Origin of the sequence: Pseudomonas sp. B22(2017) (genome assembly GCF_002113105.1) — a bacterium.
GTDB classification, from domain to species: domain Bacteria; phylum Pseudomonadota; class Gammaproteobacteria; order Pseudomonadales; family Pseudomonadaceae; genus Aquipseudomonas; species Aquipseudomonas asiatica.
The window spans coordinates 138,546-162,195 of sequence record NZ_NEJN01000010.1 but is presented as its reverse complement, the minus strand read 5'-3'; the positions used below and the strand labels follow the sequence as shown (position 1 = coordinate 162,195).

The following is a 23,650-nucleotide window of genomic DNA, read 5'->3' as shown; positions in this document are numbered from 1 at the left end:
AGCAGGCGAAATGTCTCTTCGACGTATCATGGTCACCGCGGTGCGCAACTTGCACCCGGTGACACTCTCACCGTCCCCCCGCATCAACATCCTTTACGGCGCCAACGGCAGCGGCAAAACCAGCGTGCTTGAGGCCGTGCACCTGCTCGGGCTGGCGCGCTCGTTCCGCAGCACCCGCCTGAATCCGGTTATCCAGTACGAGCAGGCTGCCTGTACCGTGTTCGGCGAAGTGCAGTTGGCCGAGGGGGGCAGCAGCAACTTGGGTGTATCCCGGGAGCGGCAAGGGGAGTTCACTATTCGCATCGATGGGCAGAATGCGCGGAGTGCAGCGCAGCTCGCTGAATTGCTACCGCTTCAGCTCATCAATCCGGACAGTTTCCGCTTGTTGGAAGGCGCTCCGAAAATACGCCGCCAGTTCCTGGATTGGGGGGTGTTCCACGTGGAACCTCGTTTTCTGCCCGCCTGGCAACGGCTGCAGAAGGCACTGCGGCAGCGGAACTCATGGTTACGGCATGGTACACTTGACCCAGCTTCGCAAGCCGCCTGGGACCGGGAATTGTGCCTGGCCAGTGCGGAAATAGATGAATACCGTCGCAACTACATCAAGGCCTTGAAGCCCGTCTTCGAGCGAACCCTGAGCGAACTGGTCGAGCTGGACGGGTTGACCCTTAGCTACTACCGAGGCTGGGACAAGGACCGGGAACTGCAAGAAGTACTCGCTTCCTCTCTCCTTCGCGATCAGCAGATGGGCCACACCCAGGCCGGTCCGCAGCGTGCTGATCTGCGTCTTCGTCTGGCTGCCAACAATGCAGCCGACATCCTGTCACGTGGTCAGCAAAAGCTGGTGGTGTGCGCATTGCGCATTGCCCAAGGCCACCTCGTTAGTCAGGCTCGCCGCGGTCACTGTATTTATCTCGTGGATGACTTGCCGTCCGAACTGGACGACCAGCATCGCCGCGCGCTGTGTCGCTTGCTTGAAGAATTACGCTGCCAGGTGTTCATCACCTGTGTAGATCACGAATTACTGAGGGAAGGCTGGCAGACGGAAACGCCAGTTGCTTTGTTCCACGTGGAACAAGGCCGTATCACCCAGACCCACGACCATCGGGAGTGAATGCATGAGCGAAAATCAAACGTACGACTCCTCCAGCATCAAGGTGCTGAAAGGTTTGGATGCCGTGCGCAAGCGCCCCGGCATGTACATTGGCGACACCGATGATGGTAGCGGCCTGCACCACATGGTCTTCGAGGTGGTCGACAACTCGATCGACGAAGCCCTCGCCGGTCACTGCGATGACATCACCGTCATCATCCACCCGGACGAATCCATCAGTGTGCGCGACAACGGTCGCGGCATTCCGGTCGACGTGCATAAAGAAGAAGGCGTCTCCGCAGCCGAGGTCATCATGACCGTGCTGCACGCTGGCGGTAAGTTCGACGACAACTCCTACAAGGTATCCGGCGGTCTGCACGGCGTAGGTGTTTCTGTAGTGAACGCCCTGTCCGAGAAACTGGTACTGACCGTTCGCCGTAGCGGCAAGATCTGGGAACAGACCTACGTTCATGGTGTTCCACAGGCGCCGATGGCAGTTGTCGGTGACAGCGAAACCACCGGTACCCACATCCACTTCAAGCCTTCAGCTGAAACCTTCAAGAACATTCACTTCAGCTGGGACATCCTGGCCAAGCGTATCCGCGAGCTGTCGTTCCTCAACTCGGGCGTCGGCATCCTGCTGAAGGATGAACGTAGCGGTAAGGAAGAGTTCTTCAAATACGAAGGCGGCCTGCGTGCGTTCGTCGAATACCTGAACACCAACAAGACCCCGGTCAACTCCCAGGTATTCCACTTCAACGTCCAGCGTGACGATGGCGTGGGTGTTGAAGTCGCCCTGCAGTGGAACGACAGCTTCAACGAAAACCTGTTGTGCTTCACCAACAACATTCCGCAGCGTGATGGCGGTACTCACCTGGTGGGCTTCCGCTCCTCGCTGACCCGTAGCCTGAACAGCTACATCGAACAGGAAGGCCTGGCCAAGAAGAACAAGGTGGCGACCACTGGCGACGACGCCCGTGAAGGCCTGACCGCGATCATCTCGGTGAAGGTGCCGGACCCTAAGTTCAGCTCGCAGACCAAGGACAAGCTGGTCTCTTCGGAGGTGAAAACCGCCGTGGAACAGGAGATGAACAAGTACTTCGCCGACTTCCTGTTGGAAAACCCGAGCGAGGCCAAGGCCGTCGTTGGCAAGATGATCGATGCTGCCCGTGCCCGTGAAGCGGCACGTAAAGCCCGTGAAATGACTCGCCGTAAAGGCGCGCTGGATATTGCCGGCCTGCCAGGCAAACTGGCGGACTGCCAGGAAAAGGACCCTGCCCTTTCCGAACTGTACCTGGTGGAGGGTGACTCCGCGGGTGGTTCGGCGAAGCAAGGCCGCAACCGTCGTACCCAGGCAATCCTGCCGTTGAAGGGTAAAATCCTCAACGTCGAGAAAGCGCGCTTCGACAAGATGATCTCGTCCCAGGAAGTGGGCACGCTGATCACTGCACTGGGCTGCGGTATCGGCCGCGAAGAGTACAACATCGACAAGCTGCGTTATCACAACATCATCATCATGACCGATGCTGACGTTGACGGTTCGCACATCCGTACCCTGCTGCTGACCTTCTTCTTCCGTCAGCTGCCGGAGCTGGTCGAGCGCGGCTACATCTACATTGCCCAGCCACCGCTGTACAAGGTGAAGAAAGGCAAGCAGGAGCAGTACATAAAGGACGACGAGGCCATGGAAGAGTACATGACCCAGTCGGCCCTGGAAGATGCCAGCCTTCACCTGGACGAGTCGGCACCAGCGGTTTCCGGTGTACAGCTGGAAGCATTGGTGAATGAATTCCGTAGTGTCATGAAGACACTCAAGCGTCTGTCTCGCTTGTACCCGGAAGAGCTGACCGAGCACTTCATCTACCTGCCGGAGGTCAGCCTGGAACAGCTGGGTGACCACGCTGTGATGCAAGCCTGGCTGGCACAGTTCCAGGAACGTCTGAATAACAGCCAGAAGTCCGGCCTGGTTTACAAAGCCAGCCTGCGCGAAGACAAAGAGCGCAACGTATGGTTGCCAGAAGTGGAAGTTACCTCCCACGGCCTGGCCAGCTACGTCACCTTCAACCGGGACTTCTTCGGCAGTAATGACTACCGTACCGTCGTCAACATTGGTGCCAAGCTGTCCAGCTTGTTGGGCGAAGGTGCTTATGTGCAGCGCGGTGAGCGCCGCAAGGCAATTGTCGAGTTCAAGGAAGGCCTGGATTGGCTGATGAACGAAACCACCAAGCGCCACACCATCCAGCGATACAAAGGGCTGGGCGAGATGAACCCTGAGCAGCTGTGGGAAACCACCATGGACCCAACCGTCCGCCGTATGCTCAAGGTCACCATCGAGGATGCGATCGCAGCCGACCAGATCTTCAACACCCTGATGGGTGATGCGGTCGAGCCGCGTCGTGACTTCATCGAAAGCAACGCGCTGTCGGTATCGAACCTGGACTTCTGATCCGGTGTAGGTTCACAGAAAAGCTGCACGCTTTCACAAATAGATGACCGGCCGGGCTTCAACCATGGCCCCTGTCGGTCACCATCAAGCCCGCCTTCGCGGGCTTTTTTTTGCCTGGAATTCCTGCCGGGGCGCCCTACTCCGCTCATTGGAAAATGATGCAGATGGGGGGATTTGAGGAAGTGATTTGATGGGGCGCTGGAAGTGCTGAGAGGGTCGGCGGGCGGATCTGAGCAGCAGAGAGATTGAGAGGACTTTAAAACTAATATTTGAACACCTTAATAGTTAATTAAGCGTACGTGTTAAGTATTAATTTGAACAATTTAGTATGGAAATGGAATTTGGTGGAAGTTGCCATTTTGGATTTTTTGTAGATTTCGAAGGGATGTTGGAATAAGATCTATGACCAACTTTTCCGCTTTGCACTGAAGATTTTCAGCCAAATCAGCTGTTTGAAGCGAGAGCTTCAGACCTGATCCAAATTGCTCCAGCGATCACGAAGTGGCCGTTTAGAAATAAAGAGAGCAAGCCGATTGCTTTAGATTCTGATCAGTCATGAGAGTCATGACCAATGAGAGAAAAGGAGACCTGAAAATGTAGAAAAACGCGATCAATCCCGAGAGGACTGACCGCGCTTAGCGAAGCAGACTTGCGTCCTCAGAACCCGCAATGTCTGCTTTTTCGAAGCGACTGTCAATCCTCTCCCATTTTTTCGACCTTAGCGAGGTTACTCGACGGCACAGTGTTGCCTGTCGAAAGGCCTCACTTCGCCCGCCCTGCGCCTTGATTTTTTGGCGCAGCGTCGGCGCTCGTTTCGAGATTTTCGGAGGTGTTTCATGACAGTACGAAAGGTGGTCACGCGGCGGTCCAACCATTACCGCGGCTACTTCCCATCGCTCAAAAATAAAAAGCCTGTGCCCTGGGAGTCCCAGCTCGAAGGCGCTCTTTTTCGGCTTCTTGAGCTGTCTCCTGCGGTCATCGGCTACGTCCCGCAGCCCAGTGAGGAACGTGTTCCATCGCTCCAGGGCTACTTCAAATATTACCCAGACGTACAGGTTTTCCTCGCGGATGGGCGCGAGTGGTGGTTTGAAGTGAAGCCTCACGACCGACTGAAGATTGCCAGCGTCAGGCAGCGACTGGATGCCGCTGAGCGCTACTTCAACGCCACTGCCCGTAACTTTTCGGTGATCACTGAAAAGTTAATTGAAGCTGAACCCCTGGCTACCAATCTTAGAAGGCTGATGTATCACCGGCGCGGTCCAGAGCTTTCGCATCAGGCGTTGGAGGAGGTAATGGCGACCTTCAACGAATGGCCGCCTATGACCGTTGCAGATCTGCTCTACGTGGTTGGTGAGGGGAAAGCCTGGCGCTTGTTAGGCCTTGGGGTGGTGGGCATTGACCTTGATAGGTCAATTGACACTGACTCCCCGGTCTTCCTGCAAGGGGGGCACCGTCATGCAAACCTTTTCCCTTAGGGTGAAATTGGTCGTCATCGTTCGTGGCGTACTGATGGTGCTTGAGAAGAGGCTTATTGACCGGAAGCTGCTCTTTTTCGATGAGCTTGGTGAGCCCACGAAGCTATCCGAGAAGGAGTTCTATGAGGCCTACGAGAAGCGCGAGATCGAGATCTCCGCTGATCAGCCATACCTTGGGAAGGTTCCGTATGTGCGGAACGTCCCTCCAGATATTTCATGCTTCCCCAAAAAACATGGAGATGAGGCATTGCGTCGACGCAAGTATCTGGACGACCTAACTAAGCGCGGTAAATACAAGCTACCGGGTGACGAAGACATGATCAAGAAACTTAGAGATATCGCCAAAAAGATTGGGGATGCGTGCGCACCCTCGGTTTCCACTATTCGACGTTGGGCAGCCAAATACATTGGCCAGAACGTAGTAAAGCTTATCCCTCAGCATGCCAAAAAGGGTCGGGCTGCCGCGATACAGGGAGAGCTCGAAGTTATTCTTGAAGGGGTGATTAATAAAACCTACCTGCAGGATACGATTCCAGCGGTCAGCGTGGTCGTTTCAGAATTCGAAGATCAGATAAAAGAGAGGAACAAAAGTCGTTTGCCTTCGGATCAGCTCAAGATCCCAAGCGGAATGACTGTCCGAAGGTACATCGCCAAGCTGGATCCGTACCTTGTGGATAAGGAGAGGCTCGGAAAACACGCAGCAGACAAGAAGCACCGTGTTGCGGCGGGTGTCCTACGTGTCCATGAGATTTTGGAACGTTGGGAAATTGATCACACCTTGTTGGACGTCCAGCTTGTGGATGAAACCTCGGGGCTGTGCATTGGGCGCCCCTATCTGACGATCGTCCTCGACCGCTTCTCTCGAATGGTGATGGGATATTTGCTCCACCTGTCGGCGCCAAATACGGAAACCGTGCTTCGTGTGATCGAACGCTCAATCCGTCCAAAAGCCGAATTGCTGAAGCGCTTTCCGAAAGTGAGAAATGAATGGTGGGCACGTGGGCTGCCGGCTCGAATAGTCCCAGACAACGCAGCGGAATTTCACGCGGGCGATCTCATCATGGGATTCAACGAGTTGGGTATCGAGATCATGTATCCCGCTTCAAGGGCCCCTCAAAGGAAAGGTGCCGTCGAACGCTTTTTCAGCACACAGAACCTGGGGCTTATCCACAACCTCCCGGGTACCACCTTCTCGAATATCCAGCAGCGTGGCGATTACGACTCGGAGAAGAATGCATGTTTCACGCTCCCTCAATTGGAGGCGGTGGTAGTGAAATGGATCGTCGATGGTTACCACCAGACTCCTCATCGGGGGCTGGACAACAGAACACCGGCTCAAGTCTGGGGGACTAGCGAGGCGAACCATGTCATCAGCCTTCCCGTCGACCTGGACTCGTTGGAGTGCATTCTGGCCAAGCGGGCCTCGGTGAAGGTTCACCATTACGGCATCGAGGTTGCCAAAGTGGGCTACCACTCTACGGAACTTGCTGAGCTCCGTATGCGTTTGGCAGACGGAGAAAAGGTAAACGTCCGCTATCGAGACGAAGCCGGGCACGTTTGGGTTCACGACCGCTTCAGAAACTTGTTCTTCAAAGTGCCCGCCAAAGATGAGCGAATGGCCGGTAAGAGCAGGGAGGTGTGGAAGGCTGCCGAGAAAGCGCTGCGAGAAAAATATAATGAGCAGCCTAGCTTCGAGGCTACGCACAGGTGCTACCAGGAAATTATGGAAGATGCAGACGAGGCCCGCCGTTCGCAGACGCTCAGAAAACGACGCGCAGCTGCCATAGCGAAAATCGACAAGGAGGGTCGAGTGACCGAAAGCACGCCTCCACCCAAGGTACTCGCTGAAGTGGAATGGACCGGTGACTCTATTCCTAACATTCCGCCAGCAGCCTTCAAGGTCTCGGTTCGTCGCCCTGCTGGGAGTTCTAAGCCATGAACGCCATCAATCTGTACGAATGCTACGAGCATGGTGAATACAGCTTTACGCTCCGCGATCGTTTTATTCACAGCCCTCAAGTCGAGCGAGCGTTGACGCGACTAGGCGATATCCACGGCGATAGTCGGCGTACCAGAGCAAGTAAAGGGTTGCTGATCCAAGGTCCAAGCGGAGTGGGCAAGAGCACATTGGTCAAGGAGTACATTCGGTCATTGGAGGAATTGGAGAGCCATGACCCACAGAAGCGGACAGTTCTGTTCGTCGAGATGCCTTCGTCTCCAACCAAAAAGAACCTGGCAGCAGCCATTTTGGCAGAGCTGAAGGATCCCTTCGCAGAGGCACGAGGACATTCGGCAGAGGTTAAATTTGCGCGAGTAGTCCTGCTGCTGAAGAACCTTGGCGTGGAGATGTTGGTCCTCGATGAGGCGCAGCACCTGGTCGATTATCGTCGTAATGGTGCGTATGAGGCAGCAGACTGGATCAAGAGTCTGATGAATGAAACCAGTATCGCGTTTGTTCTGATTGGGCTGAAGCGCACCGAAAATCTCCTGCTAGCAAACGAGCAACTGCGACGCAGGTTTTCGGCCACGGTGGCATACGATCGCTTCACCTTCTCCGCTAATACGTCTCTTCATTTCGTGATGTTGTTGCAGGCAATCGAGGGCGAACTGCCTGTTCAAACCATCAGTTTTGTAGAGCCAGCGATGATTAAACGCTTCTACCTGGCTTCCTATGGATTGATCGACTACCTCATCAAGATTGTGGACAGGGCTGTTTGGCTGGTTCAAGTCCAGGACCTTGTCGGGATTGAACTTCCTGTGCTGGCCCAGGCTTTTGAAGACGAGGTTTGGAGCTACGCCACCGAGGATCGAAACCCCTTCAGTGCGAGCTTCAATTTCCAGCCTCTGTTCGGGAAGCGGGAGCCGTTTGAGACGTTCGAAGAGAGCAGTACCTGACGGCCAAGGGCCGGGCTTATCGGCCCGGCTCTACTCCCCTGATTTTTATGTCTTCGATTTCATGGATGTGTAGGAATGTTTGGTCTTTTAATCAACCCACGACCACACCAAGACGAAAGTCTTTTGGGGTACCTGCAGCGCCTGGCGAAAGCCAACGGATTACCCAGAAAGGAACTGCTCACCGCCTTTGCACGAGCCGACGAGACCGATGTTGCGGACTGGCTGCAGATGATGGAAGGACCACTGAGCTGGCCTGCGGTATCTGCTGAGTTTCGTGATCCAAGGCCCAAGGGGGTCAAGTTATGGACGACTCATCACGCTCGTTACTGTCCGATCTGTTTGGGCGAAGCCGGTTATTGGAGAGAAAGCTGGGGCTTGACCCTGGTTACGACGTGTTCTGTCCACGGCACTGAACTCCACGGGCGGTGCCCCAACTGTCTGAAGGAAACCGATCCAAGCGCAATGAGTGCGAATAGTTGCCAAGCGTGTGGCACCTCATTGAGTGGGACCAATTTTGAGATCGCGCCGGCGAGTGATACGGCCGCCTGGCTCACCTCTGGCTTTGAAGATAGGTTTTACGCCGACTCGTTGCCAGCTGACGCGGGATTGGCGGCCCTCACCTACGAACAGTTTCACGAGTTGTCATCGCGTCTCGCTGTCAGAAGTTTGCCTACGGAAAGAACCCAGCCGCTGAAGGTTGCTGATTCGGGTTCGCTAGAGATATCGCGGCTTATGGCAAACGCGGCGGGCGTGGTTCTCATGAACTGGCCTCTCGCATTCAGAGAACTGCTGAGTGGCCTCAAGGCAGTCCATTCCGATAACGAACATTGGACGCTCAGCAGATCGTTCGGCCCGATATACCACGACATCCACCGTGATCTGGATGACTCTTGTTTTGACTTTCTTCGTCGAGAGTTCGAATCATTTCTGCAGCATGCGTGGGAAGCACCGTTAGCGAAGCGAAATCGCAATTTGAGTGAGGAGACGATTGAGAGACATCGTTGGGTGTCGTTCGATTCTGCTGCTGAAGCTTGTGGTCTCGGGGTATCAGTCATAAAACGCCTTCATCAGGAGGGACAAATCGCCTATCGGGAGAAGGTCCATGAAGATCGAGTCTTTACGGTCGTGGACCTGGATCATTTGAAGGCAATCTCGCAGCATCTCCAGGGCGTGGCTGATATGAAAGAAACCTCGACTTTGCTAAGCCTCTGTCGCAATCGGGTTAGGCAGCTGCTAGCTGGTGGTACCCTCCAGTTCTTTGGTGGAGAACCGCGCCCAGGCGAAAGGTGGCTGATTGACTGCCGCTCGATCAACGAATTGATTGATGAGAAGCTGCCTACCAGCTCTGACCAGAGCCTGGTGTCGATCAACTACTTGGCCAAGCATTCTCTGCCCAAGGGGGGTGGGTTGGTCGAGTTGGTTCAGGCAATACGTGCAGGTGAACTTCGCGCTTACGGCCCAGCTGAGAATGGCTCGGTTGCGGTAGGGGCGTGGTTACTCAAGCCGCAAGATTTTGCAGCGTGGCAACAAGCCCGAGCTGAGAACAAGAGTCCGGTCTTTCCCGGCCTGTCGGTAGTCAAGGCTGCTGCGCTGTTAGGCGTCAAAGAACAATGCGCATACGCGTTCGTTCGACTGGGTCTGCTATGGAGCACTGCTGTCGAACGAGGCCGGCGTACGCAATTGATGGTTAAGCCTCAAGCCATCGACAGATTCAGGCGTGGCTATATCTTGGGACCGGAGATTGCGGTGTATTTGGGGAAGTCGACCAGGGAGGCGTTCAAGCACCTTTGGGAGGCCAGGTTTCGCCCCGTTGCGGGGCCATCCATTCCAAACGCGGCTTGCCGGCAGTACGTTTGGGTAAGAAGCAAAAAGCTGATCGATTACCTCGCAAGTGAAGCCGCCCAGATCGACGATCCTGAAGCCATCACGTTTTTATCCACACCGATCGCTCAGCCTCGTGATTGCCGATTCAGGCATGTGGGATCAAGATAGTTAGCACGCTTTCTTTCTTGATTGCTAAAATCATCGAACCCATTTTGGAGAATCTTATGTCCCGTCTCGCTGAATTCCGCCTGCTCGAACAACAGCTCGCAGCCCAACTGGCGGAGCTGGAAGCGCTGAAAAATGACTCTGCCCTGAAGCAGGAAATGGAATTTGAAACGAAGCTGCGCAGTTTGCTCAACGAGTATGGCTACGGCCTGCGCCAAGTGGTGCTGATCCTCGATCCGCAAGCGGTGGCTTCCACTGATATGGCCCCAAAAACCTCTCGGAAACCACGCGAAGTAAAGGTCTACAAGAATCCACACAGCGGAGAGGTTGTTGAGACCAAGGGTGGTAATCAGCGTACGCTTAAGGCCTGGAAAAACGAGTATGGCGCTGAGGTAGTCGAGTCTTGGCTCGCCAATTGATTGCACTGCAGGCGGCTTCTGGCACGAGATGAATCGTGGTGCGCCCCGAATGCAAATTCCCATTCTGGGGCGTGACGAAATTTTCTGCGGGTGGTGGTGACACACAGTTTATGCGCATTAAATAGAGGTCCACTTCAAAAAATGGACTCTCCAAAATGCGGAATGCTCTCGTCTCAATCTCAGTGAACACCATCGCAAGCCTCCTGACTGCGCTTGTGCTTCACTGGATCACCCGTCCTCTTTCCGACCTCTCCATTCAGCCAATCACGGCCTCAAACTCTGGATCCAAGAGCTCTTCGTGCTCTTCGTAGATGAGAAATCTGGACCAGACAGCACGTTTCTGAACCACCCCATCAGAGCAAGCGTTCCCCTGGATTGAGCTATCTGGTGACGATTCGTTGAGTTTCTTCTCACTGCTAGGAAGAGCTCTGATTAAAAATTCGTGCTTCCTCAGAGGCTTAGCGATGGTGTCTGTAGAGGCTTTTCTGGAATGACGAGTAAGCTCCTGATGGAGGCGTTTTCTGCACTCCATCCCTCACGGGGACCGCTTGTCAAATCGAAAGGCCCTGCTATACAGTTCTTGTCAAAGGATTTGTCAAATGATGTAGAATCCGGTCCCTCGTTGGGCGCGGTGGAGGAGTTAACATGTCAGAACGCGAAGGGGTCTTAGCAAGGGCGCCGCTTATCTATGCGTTGAGCGTAATCAGATTTGCCCCGATTCTTAAGCTGCCAAAGCTGATCCCAGACATTCAGCACACGATCCGTCAGAGCCTCCCGGGCTTCTTCCAGATGGTCAAGGGCGTGCCGCCTGGGGTGATGCACAGCGGAGAACCGAATTCTTGGGCGTTCCTTAATCGGGATGCTGACTACGCGTGCGTGCTGGCCATGGATCACATGATCCTGCAAAGCACAAATTATCTTCATTTTGATAACCACTTAGCGCTTTTCCGTGAGTGCATTGAGGCGCTGGTAGGGCAAGCAGGTGCATTGGATATCACCGCTATCGGGATGCGGTACGTCGATAAAATTGAACCAGCTGAAGGTGAGACCCTAGCCGACTACCTTCCGGAAGCCATGCTCCCACTTAAATGCGATGAGCTAGCGGCGCATGGGAAAGTCCCCAAGGAGCAGCTTGGAATCTCTACTACCACCTACCATCTAGATCCGGAGTATCTGCACATCAGATGCTGGCGGCAGACTGGTATGTGGATACCGGAAGATTTGGTCGAGCCGGCCATGGTTTTCGAAATTGCTAAGCAATCGAGGAATTCATCCAAGCATGGTGCTCCTCTGCAAGGTGCATTTGTGCCTGTTAGCGAAAATGGTGCTCTTCTCGATACGGATGCGCATTGGCCGCTGCAGTTAGCCGAACGACTGGGAACCGAGGAGATCTGCACGAGACTCGACGGTTTGCATAAGACTGCTAACTTTGCTTTTAGGACAGTCGCGAAAGATCATGCCTTTGAGGTTTGGGGGAAGGCGAAATGACTACAGCAATGAATGGGCAATGGATTGATCCTACCGGGGCTGCTGTAAGCAGATCTTCTACTTGGGAAAACCCTGAAATTGCTCCGCGTGTAGGTAGCACGACAGCAAACCCTGTATTGGCGATTGCTTTCACAGCGATGCTGGCCGTTTCGGTAGTAGTCGCTCCTGGGACTGCCTCCCTGCCCTATCCACAACTTATCGGCTCAGCAGGCATGAGCTTTCATGGCGTGCATGCTGGTGCCTGGACCGAGGTGGACACCAGCCAGGATGCCAATGTTACCGAAGACGTAGCGCCGGCCTTAATCGAGGAGCTTAGGAGCGACTTCAAGTTGTCAGATAGCTCCATCGCGCAGATCTTCAACGTGTCTCGTCAGACCGTGTACAATTGGCGGACTGGAAAAACCGCCACTGGTTTTCCCGAGAGGCTTGCGGCTTTAACTGAGGCGTTGCGCCAAGTTAACGCCGAAGAAGCGCAGTATCTGCATCGGGTGCTTTTCTATCCAACCGCCGATGGCCGCCTGATTCAGGATGCGCTTTCGGATGAAGCGTGGAATCGAAATGGCGCTAAAGGTGTGTACGGAATGGTTGCGGAGTTGGCTGGCAAGGCGCAGCAGCTACGTGATAGGGACCTCAAAACCATCGCCAGGTTAGAAAAATCGGGCGGTTCGAATTTGGTTTGATTATGGCTGATACACCTGAGCAAGAGATCGTAAGTGCCATTAGCGCTGCTGGTTGGCTGCAAGGAGATACCGTCTCAGGTGACGCCTTGATTGAACACATATCCGAGGAGGTCCTGAAAGGCCAATTCGAGGGGGTGGCTCCAGCTTATTGGATGTTGGCCTCCCATTCCTGCACGGTGCATGCACGCAACCTTTGTGATGCGCCGTGGATAGAGTGGATTGCCGTTAAGGTAAAGAAAAAGGCCTTTGATAAGCAGCTGCACGCCCTCAATCCACGTACGCTGCACCTGCAGCACGCGGAAAAGCAGGTTTTGGAGCTCAAGATTCACAAGCGTGTGTGGACCAAGAGAGCCGTGCTTCCGACGCTCCACCGAAATCCGGTAATCACGCTGAGCGAAGAAAACGGTCAGTATTTCTCATACTGGATGTCCCACCATTACAACCGTATTGCGATGCCGGACGAGTTGGTCAACCGCCTGAAGGCAGACCAAGGTGACGACGGCATGAAGGGCATCGCCGTGCTTGTCGACGATTTCCTCCATCAGAACAACCAATTTTTCGCTAGTGCTTGGGTTTCCTTCAACCCCAAGGGCGAGATTCGCGACCCGGCTGAGCCCTACGAGGTGGTGTTCCGGTTTTTGACCAAACGAGAGCACGCCAGGCGCGCAAATGAGCTGCACGACCAGCTGAATGAATTGCTCGGGGTGGCCAGAAATCTCAACGATGGGCTGTACTTCGGTGGAGCAGACGTCACGGTGCTCCAAGACTTTACCATGCTCGATGCGGAAGACTTCGTGCGGTACAACCTTCACGACTGGCTCAGTGTTGGGGATACCGATGAAGATGAAGAAGGTGCCGATGATGCTGACTGAGCTGCTATCGGCCTCCCCTTTAGGATCTGGGTTTGACCTTAGCTGACCGGCTGCTCTACAAACCAATTGATTTTCTCCGGAGCCGGTGTCACTGTCGCTCCAAGAATAGCCCCCACGCCTCGGGCAGGTCCCAGACCTGTACTGCGCACCAGGGGGTTAGTTGTTTCTAGGGCCCGCCCAGGTCGATCAGGCATGCTTTGGGCGGGCCTCAAACCAGTGGGTGACCACCAAAAGGGTCAGTTAGGCCTACTGCTGCCTATCCTCGCTCGTTACCATCCAGAGACCCTCTATTGATACGGTTTCAGCAAAGATGGATGTCTATAAGGTCCGCATCGAAGACACAGAAAGCAAGATCATCGACAAGGAAGGTTTCGAGGCCGAGACCTTCCGCAGAGATCCATGGTACCAGCCTGGAAGTGCCGGCAAGCTAGCTCAGTTTGCTGTATGCCCGGCATGCGACAACCCTGTCCAGCTGGTTGGGCTGTATGAGCTACCGCCTAACGTGAAGAACCCATTCGGGAAACATGCTACTAAGAGCATTCGCGGCATCGCTCCATTTGATAGTGAGGCCCGTAACGATTGCCCGTACTTCCAGCCTCGCCAGCACAAGAAAACAGAACGAAAAACCAGGTTTGACGGCGTCCCACGGAAGATTCTCAAGCTATTGATCGAACAGTTCGATCGCGTGGTTTACATCCTGGAGAAAGAGACCCAACTGGTCCTTTCCGAGAACGCGTTGAGAGGCATGCTGCAGCGTTACAAGGGAGAGCGTGGCTACCTCTATACCGGCGCGACGCTTCGCAATGTGCCATGGATCTTTGCTTACATGTCGGACGCCACCCGCCTGTTTGGCCAGAAGGTCATTGGAAATGCTGAGCTGGTGAAAGCTATTGCCGCTGAGGTGCCAGGGGCGGAAATCAGCAGCACTGGTCGGCTGGAATCGAAGAAGGTGCCTGGTTCGAAGGCGGCATATTTTGATCTCAAAATGAGTTTCATCCGCCATCGAATCGTCAAAGACAGTGAAGCGTCCGGCTTGGTTGAAAGCATGGAGTTTGTAGTGTCACAGCCTCGCGGAGGTGAGCTTGAGCACATTCACAAGGAAGTCATCAAATTCGATTCGGCTTGGTTCGAATCCCTTATCCGGATGCCGGTTGATCATCCTTATCGCAGAATGGATAGAGTGAAGATGGCCCGGGAGGAACTGGGCGATCTGCTGGAGCTGACTCAGGCCTGAGGAGGCCTGTTGTAAACCACTTTTTTTCACTGTAACCACAGTGGTTTACAGTGAAAAAAAGTGGTTTACAACGTAGCTACGACACGCGCCCTGGCCACTCCCCAGGCCAGCGCGCTCCTCATTGATTCGTTCAGTCGGGCGTCGAACACCTATGCTGCTCGGGGCCTTGCCACGCCGCGGTGTCCTATAATTCATCTTCAGCTGAATGGAGCAAAATGTTGTGAAGCGCACATTCATTGGAATGGTCGAGGCTGGTGAGCCACTGATGAGGCAAGCGCTTGAAGCTATCCGACAGGCCCACGAAGCGGAGGCTGCTGGATTGCCAGACCTTGAGGTACAGCGTCTTCACCCATTGGCAGATTCGCTCTATCAGGCGGTCATTGATTTTCAGCTCCTCAAAGCAGGTAAACCACCGTCGACTATCCAGTGAGGACCTGCCGCTACATGACGAAAAAGATGCCAGCTCTTCTCCCCGACCACCCCATGTATACCGACGCAGTGGATGCGATGAAGCAATACCACGAGGCGCAGGCTTCTGGCTCATCTGCCGAAGAGGTTGAGCGCCTGCGTCAAATCGCAGAATCACAATTTCGGGCTGTCAGCGAGTATCAGCTCAACGCTCTGGGATATCAGTCTCGTCGTCCGCACTGAAGGGATAACCGATCCGGAGGTAGCTTCAGAATCCATCAAGCCAAGCGGAAGACTCACGACGCGGTCCGATTGATCAGCGAGACGGTCGGGAGGGTTTGCACACAGCCCCAAAAAAAAAGCAGCTCCCGAGAGCTGCTTTTTTCTTACTCCCCCTTTTTGTGCTTGTGGGGTTTCAGGTCCGGATGGTCCTTCTGCTTTTCAGGGGTGACTCGCTGCCTTTTGTCCGGAGTGCCATCTTCATTGGTGCGCTTTGGGCCTGGCTTGATGCTCATGCAAAACTTCCTTTTCCGCTTGGGTTGTTGAATGCAGCTATGTAATTAGTCCAGCTTCTCTCAGCTGTCAAAGCAGGCTGGTGCAGAACCGCCTGGCCGATGATCCGGTCCACATCGAACATTCAGAGGCCAGAATAAGAGCCTCCGACAAAGGGCTTACAAGGGGCAGTGAAATCCAGCGCTGAGCGATACGAAGACGTCTGGACGTTCATCATGCCGAGCACGGTGTGGAACAGGTTGTCGTGGCTCAGCGGTGACGTGGTTTGAGCTTTCAAACAACCCACGTTGACCTTTTCGCTCTTCGCGAGCGAGTCAGACATCCAAAGTACCAACGGCACCTTTGTTTGCTCGTCAGGAGCCATCGCGTAAGGCAGCCCGTGTAGATAGAGCCCACCCTCCCCCAGCGATTCGCCGTGGTCCGAAACGTACATCAGCGCAGTGTCGAACTTGGTGTTGGCCGCCAGGATATCGATGAGATTTGCAGTCACATAATCGGTGTAGAGGATTGAGTTGTCGTAGGCATTGACCACCTCCTCCTGCTTACATTTGTCGAGCTCGTTGGTCTCGCACACCGGTGCGAATTTCTTGAATTGCGAGGGGTAGCGCTTGTAGTAGGCCGGGCCGTGACTGCCTTTGTAGTGGAGCACCAGGACAGCATCGCCTTCCTGGCGCTTGATGAAGTCTTGCATCTCCGTGAGCAGCACCCCGTCCTTACACTCCTCGCTGGTGCACAGTTGGGAATCCGCGTGAGAGGCAGCCTTGTGGTTGGGAACCCTGTCGCAGACCCCTTTGCACCCCGAGTTGTTGTCAGTCCACATGACACTGATGCCAGCGCGTTGAAGCACGTCGAGCAGCCCTTCTCGGCTCTTGGCCAAGCCATCTTTGTACTGGGCCTTACCCACGTCCAGGAACATGCATGGCAGCGAGACCGCGGTAGCGGTACCGCAGGAGCTCACGTTCGTGAAGCTAATGACATTTCGCTTTTCTAGTTCCGGATTCGTTTCACGGGAGTAGCCGTTGAGGGAGAAGTTGGCGGAGCGAGCGGTCTCTCCTACTGCCAGTACCAGCAGCCTGGGTTTACGAGCCGCACCCTGTCGATTAACTACCGCATCAGTACCAATGGCCGTCAGCGTTTTAGGTGAGGCCAGCTGACGCTTCAGGTACCCATGGCCAGCCGCAAACAAGTTGGTAGGTACCAGAATCAGCCGGATCTCCCGATTGTTGCGCAGCAAGGAGGCATACGACTGGTACTGACTCAACGCGATGCCAGATAAGGTCAACAGAGCGAGCGACAGAGCAATGAACCTGCTGACCAAAGCTTTGGCCCAAGGCTTGCGCCGGAGGGGAACCCGGGCAATCAGGTAGACGGGCAACACCCCAACCATTGCGACCCAAAGACCGAGCTTCCAATTCAGCAGCTCGGTTGCCTCAGCGACGTCGGTCTCCACAACGTTGGTGAACATTGTGTAATCGATCACGATGCCGTAGGCATTCATGAAGTAACTCGCAAAAGACGCGCTGATCAGTACCAGGCACAGTATGGGTTTGGCCAGCCGCCCCCATGACAGCAAGCTCAGAACGGTAAACACCCATGCGAATACTATGACTGGGAGGCTAGCCGCTAGCTGCCAGTTCACTTCATCGGTTTTGAATACCAGCTTCCAGAGCACGTTCCAGAGCTCAGCGTTCGCGAATAGCAGTAACCAAAAAGTCACCAGGCCGATTAGCAAATTAGTACTGATGCCTTTCTGCCGCGCATTGCGAATAGCAAAGATCCATTTGCTTAACAGGGTGTGAACAATGGATTTGGAAGGTGTCATTATCAAACTCTGGAAGCTGCTTATCCATGGCGGTAGCTATGGAGTTAGCGGGAGCTACAAGGCAAACCGTCGACAGATGCTGAGCGATTGCGCAATGTGCGGAGCGTCAGAGGCCTTAGGCCCCTAGGCGTTGGGGACGCTTAGTATGTGTGAGGCATAGGGATAAAAAGAGAAATGAATCTCGCTGAGCGCATTATTTCCGGGACCTGATAACGACACGATGACCTCGGGATTACAATGCTGACAGAAATCCAATTACTGCTGTTTTGATTGTCATTGATCACGCTATGATCAAAATTAGGGGAATACTACCCACCAAAAGCAATGCTCCGCTCAGCTAGATAAATTTAATTTCACAAACAAAACGGTTTCGTTTTGTCGTAGGCTAATTTTGAACTTTCAATTCAACTTACAAGTCTTTCTCGCGAGCAGAACATAATTTTCAACTTTTGCTCGTTAATATGTCACCCATCAATGAGGGGCGAATACCATGAGCTTTTTCAAAAACATCCTGGGCGGGCACCATGGCCGTGGAAACCACGGTGGAGGCAAGCACCACAGCGGGGGACATGGGGCCGAGCAATATGATCGCCATGGCCGGCAGCAGGGCTGCGACGGCGGTAATCAGGTGTATGACGGCGGGCGCCCTCCCACTCCTGCCCCCATCAAAGATCTGCAGGGCTGCAGGCAGTGCCGGACGGCCAACGATCCGTCAGCACGCTTTTGTCTAAACTGCGGAACACCGCTATCGAGTGGTTGCACCGCCTGCGGCTCGCTGCTGAGTGCAGGAGCAAGATTTTGCAGTCAGTGTGGCCAAGCGACGCTCTAAGGCTAGGTAGACAGGAAGGCCAACGAGACCACAACCCTGCGCAAGGAGAAATACGTGGGTTCAAATCATGACCATGGCAGCGCTGCAGTACGCGAGGGGCATCAGAAGAAGCTAATCATGGCGCTCGGCTTGACTGGCAGCTTCATGATTGCAGAAGTGATCGGTGCGTGGATTACCGGCAGCCTGGCGCTGCTGTCGGACGCATCTCACATGTTCACAGATACTGCCGCCTTGGCGATCTCACTGATTGCACTTCAGATAGCCAAGCGGCCGGCGGATCAGAAAAGAACCTTCGGCTATGCGCGCCTGGAAATTCTGGCTTCGACGTTCAACGCCGTGCTGCTCTTCCTGGTGGCGATGTACATCTTGTATGAGGCCTACCAGCGCTTCTTCATGCCGGCGGAGATCGCTACCGGAGCGATGATGTGGATCGCAATCGCCGGCCTGATCATCAACCTAATTTCGATGCGCCTTCTGGCATCTGCGAGCAACGAAAGCCTCAACGTCAAAGGAGCCTACCTCGAAGTTTGGAGCGACATGCTCGGCTCGCTTGGCGTAATCATCGCGGCACTTATCATCCGCTTCACCGGCTGGACCTGGGTCGACACGATTGTCGCTGTGGCGATCGGCCTTTGGGTTCTGCCGCGGACGTGGCAGTTGCTTCGCGAAAGCCTGGGGATCCTCATGGAGGGTGTCCCGAGGGGGCTCGACGTTACGGCAATCGAGGCCACCATCCTCGGAGTAGATGGCGTGACGGACGTTCATGACTTGCACGTGTGGGCTGTCAGCAGTGGCAGTAACGTGATGACGTCGCACGTAGTGGTTCGGGATTCTGCAGATGGGGATGCTGTGTTGGCGGCCGTCGTGGATGCTGTCAGCGATGCATTCGAAATCCATCACTGCACCATCCAGATCGAGCGGGCAGCTTTCCACGAGAGCGTTCCCTCACCCTCGCACTGACCGATCGGTAAACACCATGCAAACACATCACCCTCCTGGCTGAGGGTGATGTTGCAAAAAAAATGCGGTGAGGGATGCCGTAAACGGCAGGAGCGCTTCAAGGGGGTTGGTGAATGGCTTCGCCTGCCCTCGTCAACAACCTCCAGAAGGCTCAGCGATGGCCTGGATCATCACGAAGTACCTACTCACTGCCGGTATAGTGATTCTCGTGTCAGAGCTGGCGAAACGCAGCGACAAGCTGGGCGGCTTGGTCGCCGCCCTACCCTTGGTCACGGTCGTGACGTTGGTCTGGCTCTATTTAGAGAACCAGAGCATGGAGAAGATCTCCAACCATGCTTGGTACACGTTCTGGTACGTGCTTCCGACCCTGCCGATGTTTATTGCTTTTCCATTGCTGCTACCTAAGCTCGGCTTTTGGCCGACACTGATCAGCAGCATCCTCATCACAATGGCCAGCTTCGGAGGCTTCGCCATACTGCTGCGCCGGTTCGGCATTGAGCTTCTATGATCCGGTGGCCGCAGGGATCATCTTGATGAGTCTTAACGGCTATTAACACACTCGCCCTTCACCAGGTAGCGAACCATGTGCAGTTCGCCTTTCGAGTCTTCGTAGGTCATCATGCTTCTTACATTACCGCAGTACCGCACATTGGGTGATACATACACCAACTTACCAACGTCCAGGTCCATGCCATAGGCGTAGTCTTCTAGTTGAGGCATGGGCTTTTTTACGCGTTGAGCATAATCCGCTGTAGCCTCTCTAGCAGTACGCTCGATGTGTTTATTGATCTCCATACCGCTTTGGGCATTGGCTGTTAGTGATGTAAAGAGCATAAACACGGCGATCGCTGATACAGTAGTGTTCATAAGAAGTCCCTTAATAAAAAAGCGCCCGTAGGGGGGCGCTAAAATTCACCTACCAAAGGAGCGTATGGTTTACAGGTGAATGCACTGGCGCGAACAACTGCTCGGTGCTCTTGCCAAGCTGCTTTGAAATGAGACAATTTCCAAAGCAGCGATGCCTCTTCCGCTGCCCTTAAACTAGCAAAGGAGGCTAACACCAAGATGATCGTGCAATTACAATTTGGACATGTAATAGATTGTAAGATAATTATTCGAGAGAATATCGAGCCGCCACGTGAACTAATTTGCAGAAAGGCGCTGCGGTTTGCGGCCGTGCATGGGGTCTGCCTGCGTGGCGCCCTCGATCCAAGGCCAGTACCAGTCCTTGCAAGCTAACGACCGAAATGCTGCCTGTCCTGGCCGATTCCACCTGCCAGGCGAATCTGTCATACACCGCCGCAGGCCCCAGAATCCGCTATGCTTAGGGGTGGAGCCTGCATGACTGTCAGAAATCTTGCGGCTACATTACAAATTTGTAGGATTTCGCCGCGGCCAGCTTCTTCGCGTTAAGATTCAAGCGTCCTCAGGTGACCCGGCGTATGGACAGAGGTAGCGACTACCACATGCCATACCCTCAGCCAAACTTTCGAACAGCCTGCAACCATAATCTTGGCGGATTAGGCCAACTCCTTCCTCACACCTTGAGATAAGTTATGCGCGTTCTAGTTGTGGAAGACGAAATTAAAACTGCCGAATATCTTCAGCAGGGCCTATCCGAAAGCGGGTATGTCGTAGATATCGTGCACAACGGTGTAGATGCTCTGCACTTGTTCAACACTAATGTCTATTCGTTGGTCCTCCTGGACGTGAACCTCCCGGGTATCGACGGCTGGGACCTGCTGGAAACCATCCGTAAGACCAGCCGGGTCCGCATCATCATGCTGACCGCCCGCGGACGCATCAATGACAAGCTCAAGGGCTTGGACGGCGGCGCGGATGACTACCTTGTGAAGCCATTCGAATTCCCTGAGCTGCTTGCTCGCATCCGTTCGCTGCAACGCCGTGGTGATGAGTTAGTCGAGAAGAGCTCGCTGAAAATTGCCGATCTGGAACTCGACTCCGTCCGCCATCGCGTCTTCCGCGGTGGCACACGCATCGATCTCACCACCAAGGAATTTGCGCTTCTGCACCTGCTCATGAGCCGAACGGGCGAAGCGCTGACTCGCTCTCAGATCATCTCGTTGGTCTGGGATATGAATTTCGATTGCGACACCAATGTCATCGATGTAGCCATCCGGCGCTTGCGCTCGAAGATCGATGACCCGTTTGAAACCAAGCTCATTCACACGCTTCGTGGCGTTGGGTACGTTTTTGAGGAACGCGCATGAGGCCATTCAGCCTGGCTGCAAAGCTGGGGTTAAAAGTTGGGTTGATGAGCGCAGCGTTGCTGCTTCTGTTCGCCACCTTTGGCTATCTGATGGTAGGCAAGGCTCTGGAAAGAAATGCCAGAGCAGACCTGGAAGTAAAGATGGCGGGGATGGCTCACAACCTGTCCACCATCCCGGACATCTCCGGCGTCAACGCGGATGCGCATCAGCTTGTCGATTTGGTCATGGGCCACAACAACCTGTATGTGAGCATATTCGATACCTCACAGAATCAGACTCCCCTGCTCTCGATTGGCTCGAAACAGGTCAATCTGGAGGTGCACAAGTTTCAGCCGGCGGCCCAGCCCAAAGAGCACGAATGGCGTGATACGCAGGACCGTCCTCTGCTGAGTGCTTCTCGAATCATGCGTTTGGGCGATGGAACAGAGGTCAGCGTCTATATGACCATGGACCAGTCATCCAGTGAGGCGCTGCTCGATGCGTTGCTGACCTGGGCCTTGATGATGTCCCCCGTCATCCTCGCACTGATCTTGGCCATTGGCTGGTGGACTGTGCGCAGAGGCCTGCTACCACTGACCAAGTTCCTCAAGATCGCCTCGAAAATCTCAACCGAGAGCCTCGACCATCGCCTTCCAACTGATGGGATGCCGGCAGAACTCAAAATGCTCGCCGACGGCATCAACATCATGCTGGCTCGCCTGGATGATGGGGTTCAGCAGCTCTCGCAGTTTTCTGACGACCTTGCTCACGAACTTCGAGCACCGCTTTCCAACCTGATGGGCAAGGCCCAGGTTGCCTTGACCAGAGAACGATCGCTTTCCGAGTACCGGGAGGTTCTGGAGTCGTGCACAGAAGAGCTGGACCGCATGAGCCGCATGGTTTCCGACATGCTGTTCTTGGCCCAGGTCAGTCATCCAGCATCAATGGTGGAGTTCGAATCCGTCTCCTTGGTCGACGAGGTTCAGCGAGTGTGCGATCTCTTCAGCATTTCAGCAGAAGAAGGCGAGATTCAGCTGCAGATCTCCGGCAGTGATGACGTGGTGCGCGGGAATCGCCTGATGGTTCAACGTGCCGTCTCGAATCTGGTCTCGAACGCGATCCGTTACTGCCCTCGCGGCCGCACGGTCTACGTTAAGGTGCAGCATAGTGCGAGCGGTACGACGTTGAGTGTCGGCAACCCCGGCCGTGGTATTGCCAAGGAACACCACGCGCACTTGTTTGAGCGGTTCTACCGTGTGGACAAGAGCCGAGCACGGAGCGAAGGCGGTACCGGTCTTGGCTTGGCCATTGTGCAGTCGATCATGAGTCTGCACCAGGGATCGGCGAGCGTGGAGGTGACCGAAGAAAACTTCACCTGGTTCCACCTTCACTTTCCGGAAGCCCAGCAAATGCAGCCGGCAATGACCGCCGCTTAAATTGCGCAGACACGATTAGGCCCGTCAATCGACGGGCCTTTTGTTTGCCTCAATGCATCAGTGCCGAAGGACCACAGGGTCCATGGGCGACCGCAGAATCACCGACTTAATAATCTTCTGTTCGTCAGGATTGGCGTTTTTCCACAGGTGTGAGAAGTACTGAGCATTCACTTTCTCTTGAGCACTTACGCTGCCGGCGGCATCGATCAGGCGCATGGTCGAGTAGACACAGATCAGCGCCAGAATGAAGAACGCCGTGGCGACCACCATCACATAACGCTTGGCCAGCACCGGTGCCCGCTTGAGCTCCTGGATAGAGGCGTCCGCCGCCTTTGTCGCTGCTGTAAGCTCCGAGATCAGTGGCTGGATGGCGGTGTCGACTCCGCGGCATGCAGCTGAATACGCTGATGCAGCGGCGCGCAAGGCAACCTCCTCCGCGTTCGACCAAGCCTTCTCCGCCTTTCGCACCTCCTCCTGAATCTGCCGGCCGACAGCGTCCACCTGCTCCACCAGTTCGTTCGACCTCTCCAGAACAGCGCTGGAGGTGCGCGTCTGCGAGGTCAGCTCATCGAGCTGGACAGTGAGTTTTTCAGTGCAGCGGCGAAAGTCACCGATAGCAACTGCCCAGGGCTCTATGTCATTCATGGCTATCTCCTAGGGCGGCCAACAACGCCGCGCTGAATTAACGCGCTAGATATCAAAATTGTAATTTAAGAGAAAATTCGAAGTCGCCCTCGACAGTGCCGAGATAGACATGATCCTTCCAGATTTGAAGATTTAACGCATCCTATCTGCAGCCAAAATTACGGAATTGTAATTATTGACTCACCTTGTCGTTAGCTTCGCGTTCCTAAACTACAAACCAACAAAGGCCGCTAATC

22 protein-coding genes are annotated in these 23,650 nt (G+C 54.5%); 18 read left to right on the top strand and 4 right to left on the bottom strand.

Annotated elements, in window-relative coordinates; genetic code table 11:
- Positions 1-10: 10 nt before the first annotated feature.
- The 13 genes from recF to CAG18_RS19685 all read left to right on the top strand — a co-directional run bounded on the left by recF (position 11) and on the right by CAG18_RS19685 (position 15,242).
- A complete protein-coding gene (gene recF / locus CAG18_RS19745; RefSeq protein WP_085721405.1) occupies positions 11-1,114 on the top strand; it encodes a DNA replication/repair protein RecF in 1,104 nt (367 codons plus the stop codon).
- A gap of 4 nt (positions 1,115-1,118) precedes the next feature.
- Positions 1,119-3,539 (top strand): DNA topoisomerase (ATP-hydrolyzing) subunit B, encoded by a 2,421-nt coding sequence (gene gyrB / locus CAG18_RS19740; protein WP_085721404.1) that lies wholly within the window; start codon positions 1,119-1,121, stop codon positions 3,537-3,539.
- 836 nt (positions 3,540-4,375) lie between these two features.
- Positions 4,376-5,014: a TnsA endonuclease N-terminal domain-containing protein gene (locus tag CAG18_RS19735; RefSeq protein ID WP_011953077.1), complete on the top strand. Its 639-nt coding sequence runs from the start codon at positions 4,376-4,378 to the stop codon at positions 5,012-5,014.
- On the top strand, positions 4,995-6,953 hold the full coding sequence (locus CAG18_RS19730) for a DDE-type integrase/transposase/recombinase (protein ID WP_016497347.1): 1,959 nt from the start codon (positions 4,995-4,997) through the stop codon (positions 6,951-6,953). The genes CAG18_RS19735 and CAG18_RS19730 overlap by 20 nt, the downstream gene beginning before the upstream one ends.
- Positions 6,950-7,909, top strand: a complete 960-nt coding sequence (locus CAG18_RS19725) for a TniB family NTP-binding protein (RefSeq protein ID WP_010951429.1) — start codon at positions 6,950-6,952, stop codon at positions 7,907-7,909. Before CAG18_RS19730 ends, CAG18_RS19725 begins: the two co-directional genes overlap by 4 nt.
- Positions 7,910-7,984: 75 nt before the next feature.
- The gene (locus CAG18_RS19720) at positions 7,985-9,901 is read left to right on the top strand and encodes a TniQ family protein (RefSeq protein ID WP_010951430.1); all 1,917 of its coding nucleotides are present in this window, start codon (positions 7,985-7,987) and stop codon (positions 9,899-9,901) included.
- A gap of 56 nt (positions 9,902-9,957) precedes the next feature.
- Positions 9,958-10,317 carry a histone-like nucleoid-structuring protein, MvaT/MvaU family gene (locus CAG18_RS19715; protein ID WP_010951431.1) on the top strand — a complete coding sequence of 120 codons (360 nt, stop codon included), beginning with the start codon at positions 9,958-9,960 and terminating at the stop codon, positions 10,315-10,317.
- A 645-nt stretch (positions 10,318-10,962) separates the two neighbouring features.
- Positions 10,963-11,805 (top strand): TIGR04255 family protein, encoded by an 843-nt coding sequence (locus CAG18_RS19710; RefSeq protein ID WP_010951432.1) that lies wholly within the window; start codon positions 10,963-10,965, stop codon positions 11,803-11,805.
- A complete protein-coding gene (locus tag CAG18_RS19705; protein WP_126404318.1) occupies positions 11,802-12,485 on the top strand; it encodes a transcriptional regulator in 684 nt (227 codons plus the stop codon). The genes CAG18_RS19710 and CAG18_RS19705 overlap by 4 nt, the downstream gene beginning before the upstream one ends.
- A gap of 2 nt (positions 12,486-12,487) precedes the next feature.
- Entirely contained in the window at positions 12,488-13,357 is an 870-nt protein-coding gene (locus CAG18_RS27130) for a hypothetical protein (protein WP_016497350.1), read from the top strand.
- 310 nt (positions 13,358-13,667) lie between these two features.
- Complete coding sequence (locus CAG18_RS19695) at positions 13,668-14,591, top strand: hypothetical protein (protein WP_010951435.1); 924 nt, start codon at positions 13,668-13,670, stop codon at positions 14,589-14,591.
- 220 nt (positions 14,592-14,811) lie between these two features.
- The gene (locus CAG18_RS19690) at positions 14,812-15,021 is read left to right on the top strand and encodes a hypothetical protein (RefSeq protein WP_003298409.1); all 210 of its coding nucleotides are present in this window, start codon (positions 14,812-14,814) and stop codon (positions 15,019-15,021) included.
- Between the two features lie 14 nt (positions 15,022-15,035).
- The gene (locus tag CAG18_RS19685; RefSeq protein WP_003298411.1) at positions 15,036-15,242 is read left to right on the top strand and encodes a hypothetical protein; all 207 of its coding nucleotides are present in this window, start codon (positions 15,036-15,038) and stop codon (positions 15,240-15,242) included.
- 143 nt (positions 15,243-15,385) lie between these two features.
- Here CAG18_RS19685 and CAG18_RS27340 read toward each other — a convergent pair whose 3' ends face one another.
- Positions 15,386-15,514 carry a hypothetical protein gene (locus CAG18_RS27340; RefSeq protein ID WP_003253468.1) on the bottom strand — a complete coding sequence of 43 codons (129 nt, stop codon included), beginning with the start codon at positions 15,512-15,514 and terminating at the stop codon, positions 15,386-15,388.
- A gap of 122 nt (positions 15,515-15,636) precedes the next feature.
- Positions 15,637-17,334: a phosphoethanolamine transferase gene (locus CAG18_RS19680; protein WP_003298414.1), complete on the bottom strand. Its 1,698-nt coding sequence runs from the start codon at positions 17,332-17,334 to the stop codon at positions 15,637-15,639.
- A gap of 490 nt (positions 17,335-17,824) precedes the next feature.
- Between CAG18_RS19680 and CAG18_RS19675 the strand changes: the two genes are divergently transcribed.
- The 3 genes from CAG18_RS19675 (at position 17,825) to CAG18_RS19665 (ending at position 19,631) form a co-directional block, all read left to right on the top strand.
- The gene (locus CAG18_RS19675) at positions 17,825-18,163 is read left to right on the top strand and encodes a zinc ribbon domain-containing protein (RefSeq protein ID WP_079732563.1); all 339 of its coding nucleotides are present in this window, start codon (positions 17,825-17,827) and stop codon (positions 18,161-18,163) included.
- Between the two features lie 54 nt (positions 18,164-18,217).
- Positions 18,218-19,123, top strand: coding sequence for a cation diffusion facilitator family transporter (locus CAG18_RS19670; RefSeq protein ID WP_010951438.1), 906 nt, complete (start codon positions 18,218-18,220; stop codon positions 19,121-19,123).
- 157 nt (positions 19,124-19,280) lie between these two features.
- Positions 19,281-19,631, top strand: coding sequence for a DUF3147 family protein (locus tag CAG18_RS19665; protein WP_011953105.1), 351 nt, complete (start codon positions 19,281-19,283; stop codon positions 19,629-19,631).
- Between the two features lie 32 nt (positions 19,632-19,663).
- Here the strand turns inward: CAG18_RS19665 and CAG18_RS19660 are convergent, their stop codons facing one another.
- Entirely contained in the window at positions 19,664-19,990 is a 327-nt protein-coding gene (locus tag CAG18_RS19660; RefSeq protein WP_010951440.1) for a DUF2790 domain-containing protein, read from the bottom strand.
- Positions 19,991-20,679: 689 nt separating this feature from the next.
- Between CAG18_RS19660 and CAG18_RS19655 the strand changes: the two genes are divergently transcribed.
- Positions 20,680-21,354: a heavy metal response regulator transcription factor gene (locus CAG18_RS19655; protein ID WP_003253457.1), complete on the top strand. Its 675-nt coding sequence runs from the start codon at positions 20,680-20,682 to the stop codon at positions 21,352-21,354.
- Complete coding sequence (locus CAG18_RS19650; RefSeq protein WP_010951441.1) at positions 21,351-22,769, top strand: heavy metal sensor histidine kinase; 1,419 nt, start codon at positions 21,351-21,353, stop codon at positions 22,767-22,769. The genes CAG18_RS19655 and CAG18_RS19650 overlap by 4 nt, the downstream gene beginning before the upstream one ends.
- A gap of 57 nt (positions 22,770-22,826) precedes the next feature.
- Here the strand turns inward: CAG18_RS19650 and CAG18_RS19645 are convergent, their stop codons facing one another.
- Positions 22,827-23,414: a hypothetical protein gene (locus tag CAG18_RS19645; protein WP_010951442.1), complete on the bottom strand. Its 588-nt coding sequence runs from the start codon at positions 23,412-23,414 to the stop codon at positions 22,827-22,829.
- Between the last annotated feature and the right edge of the window lie 236 nt (positions 23,415-23,650).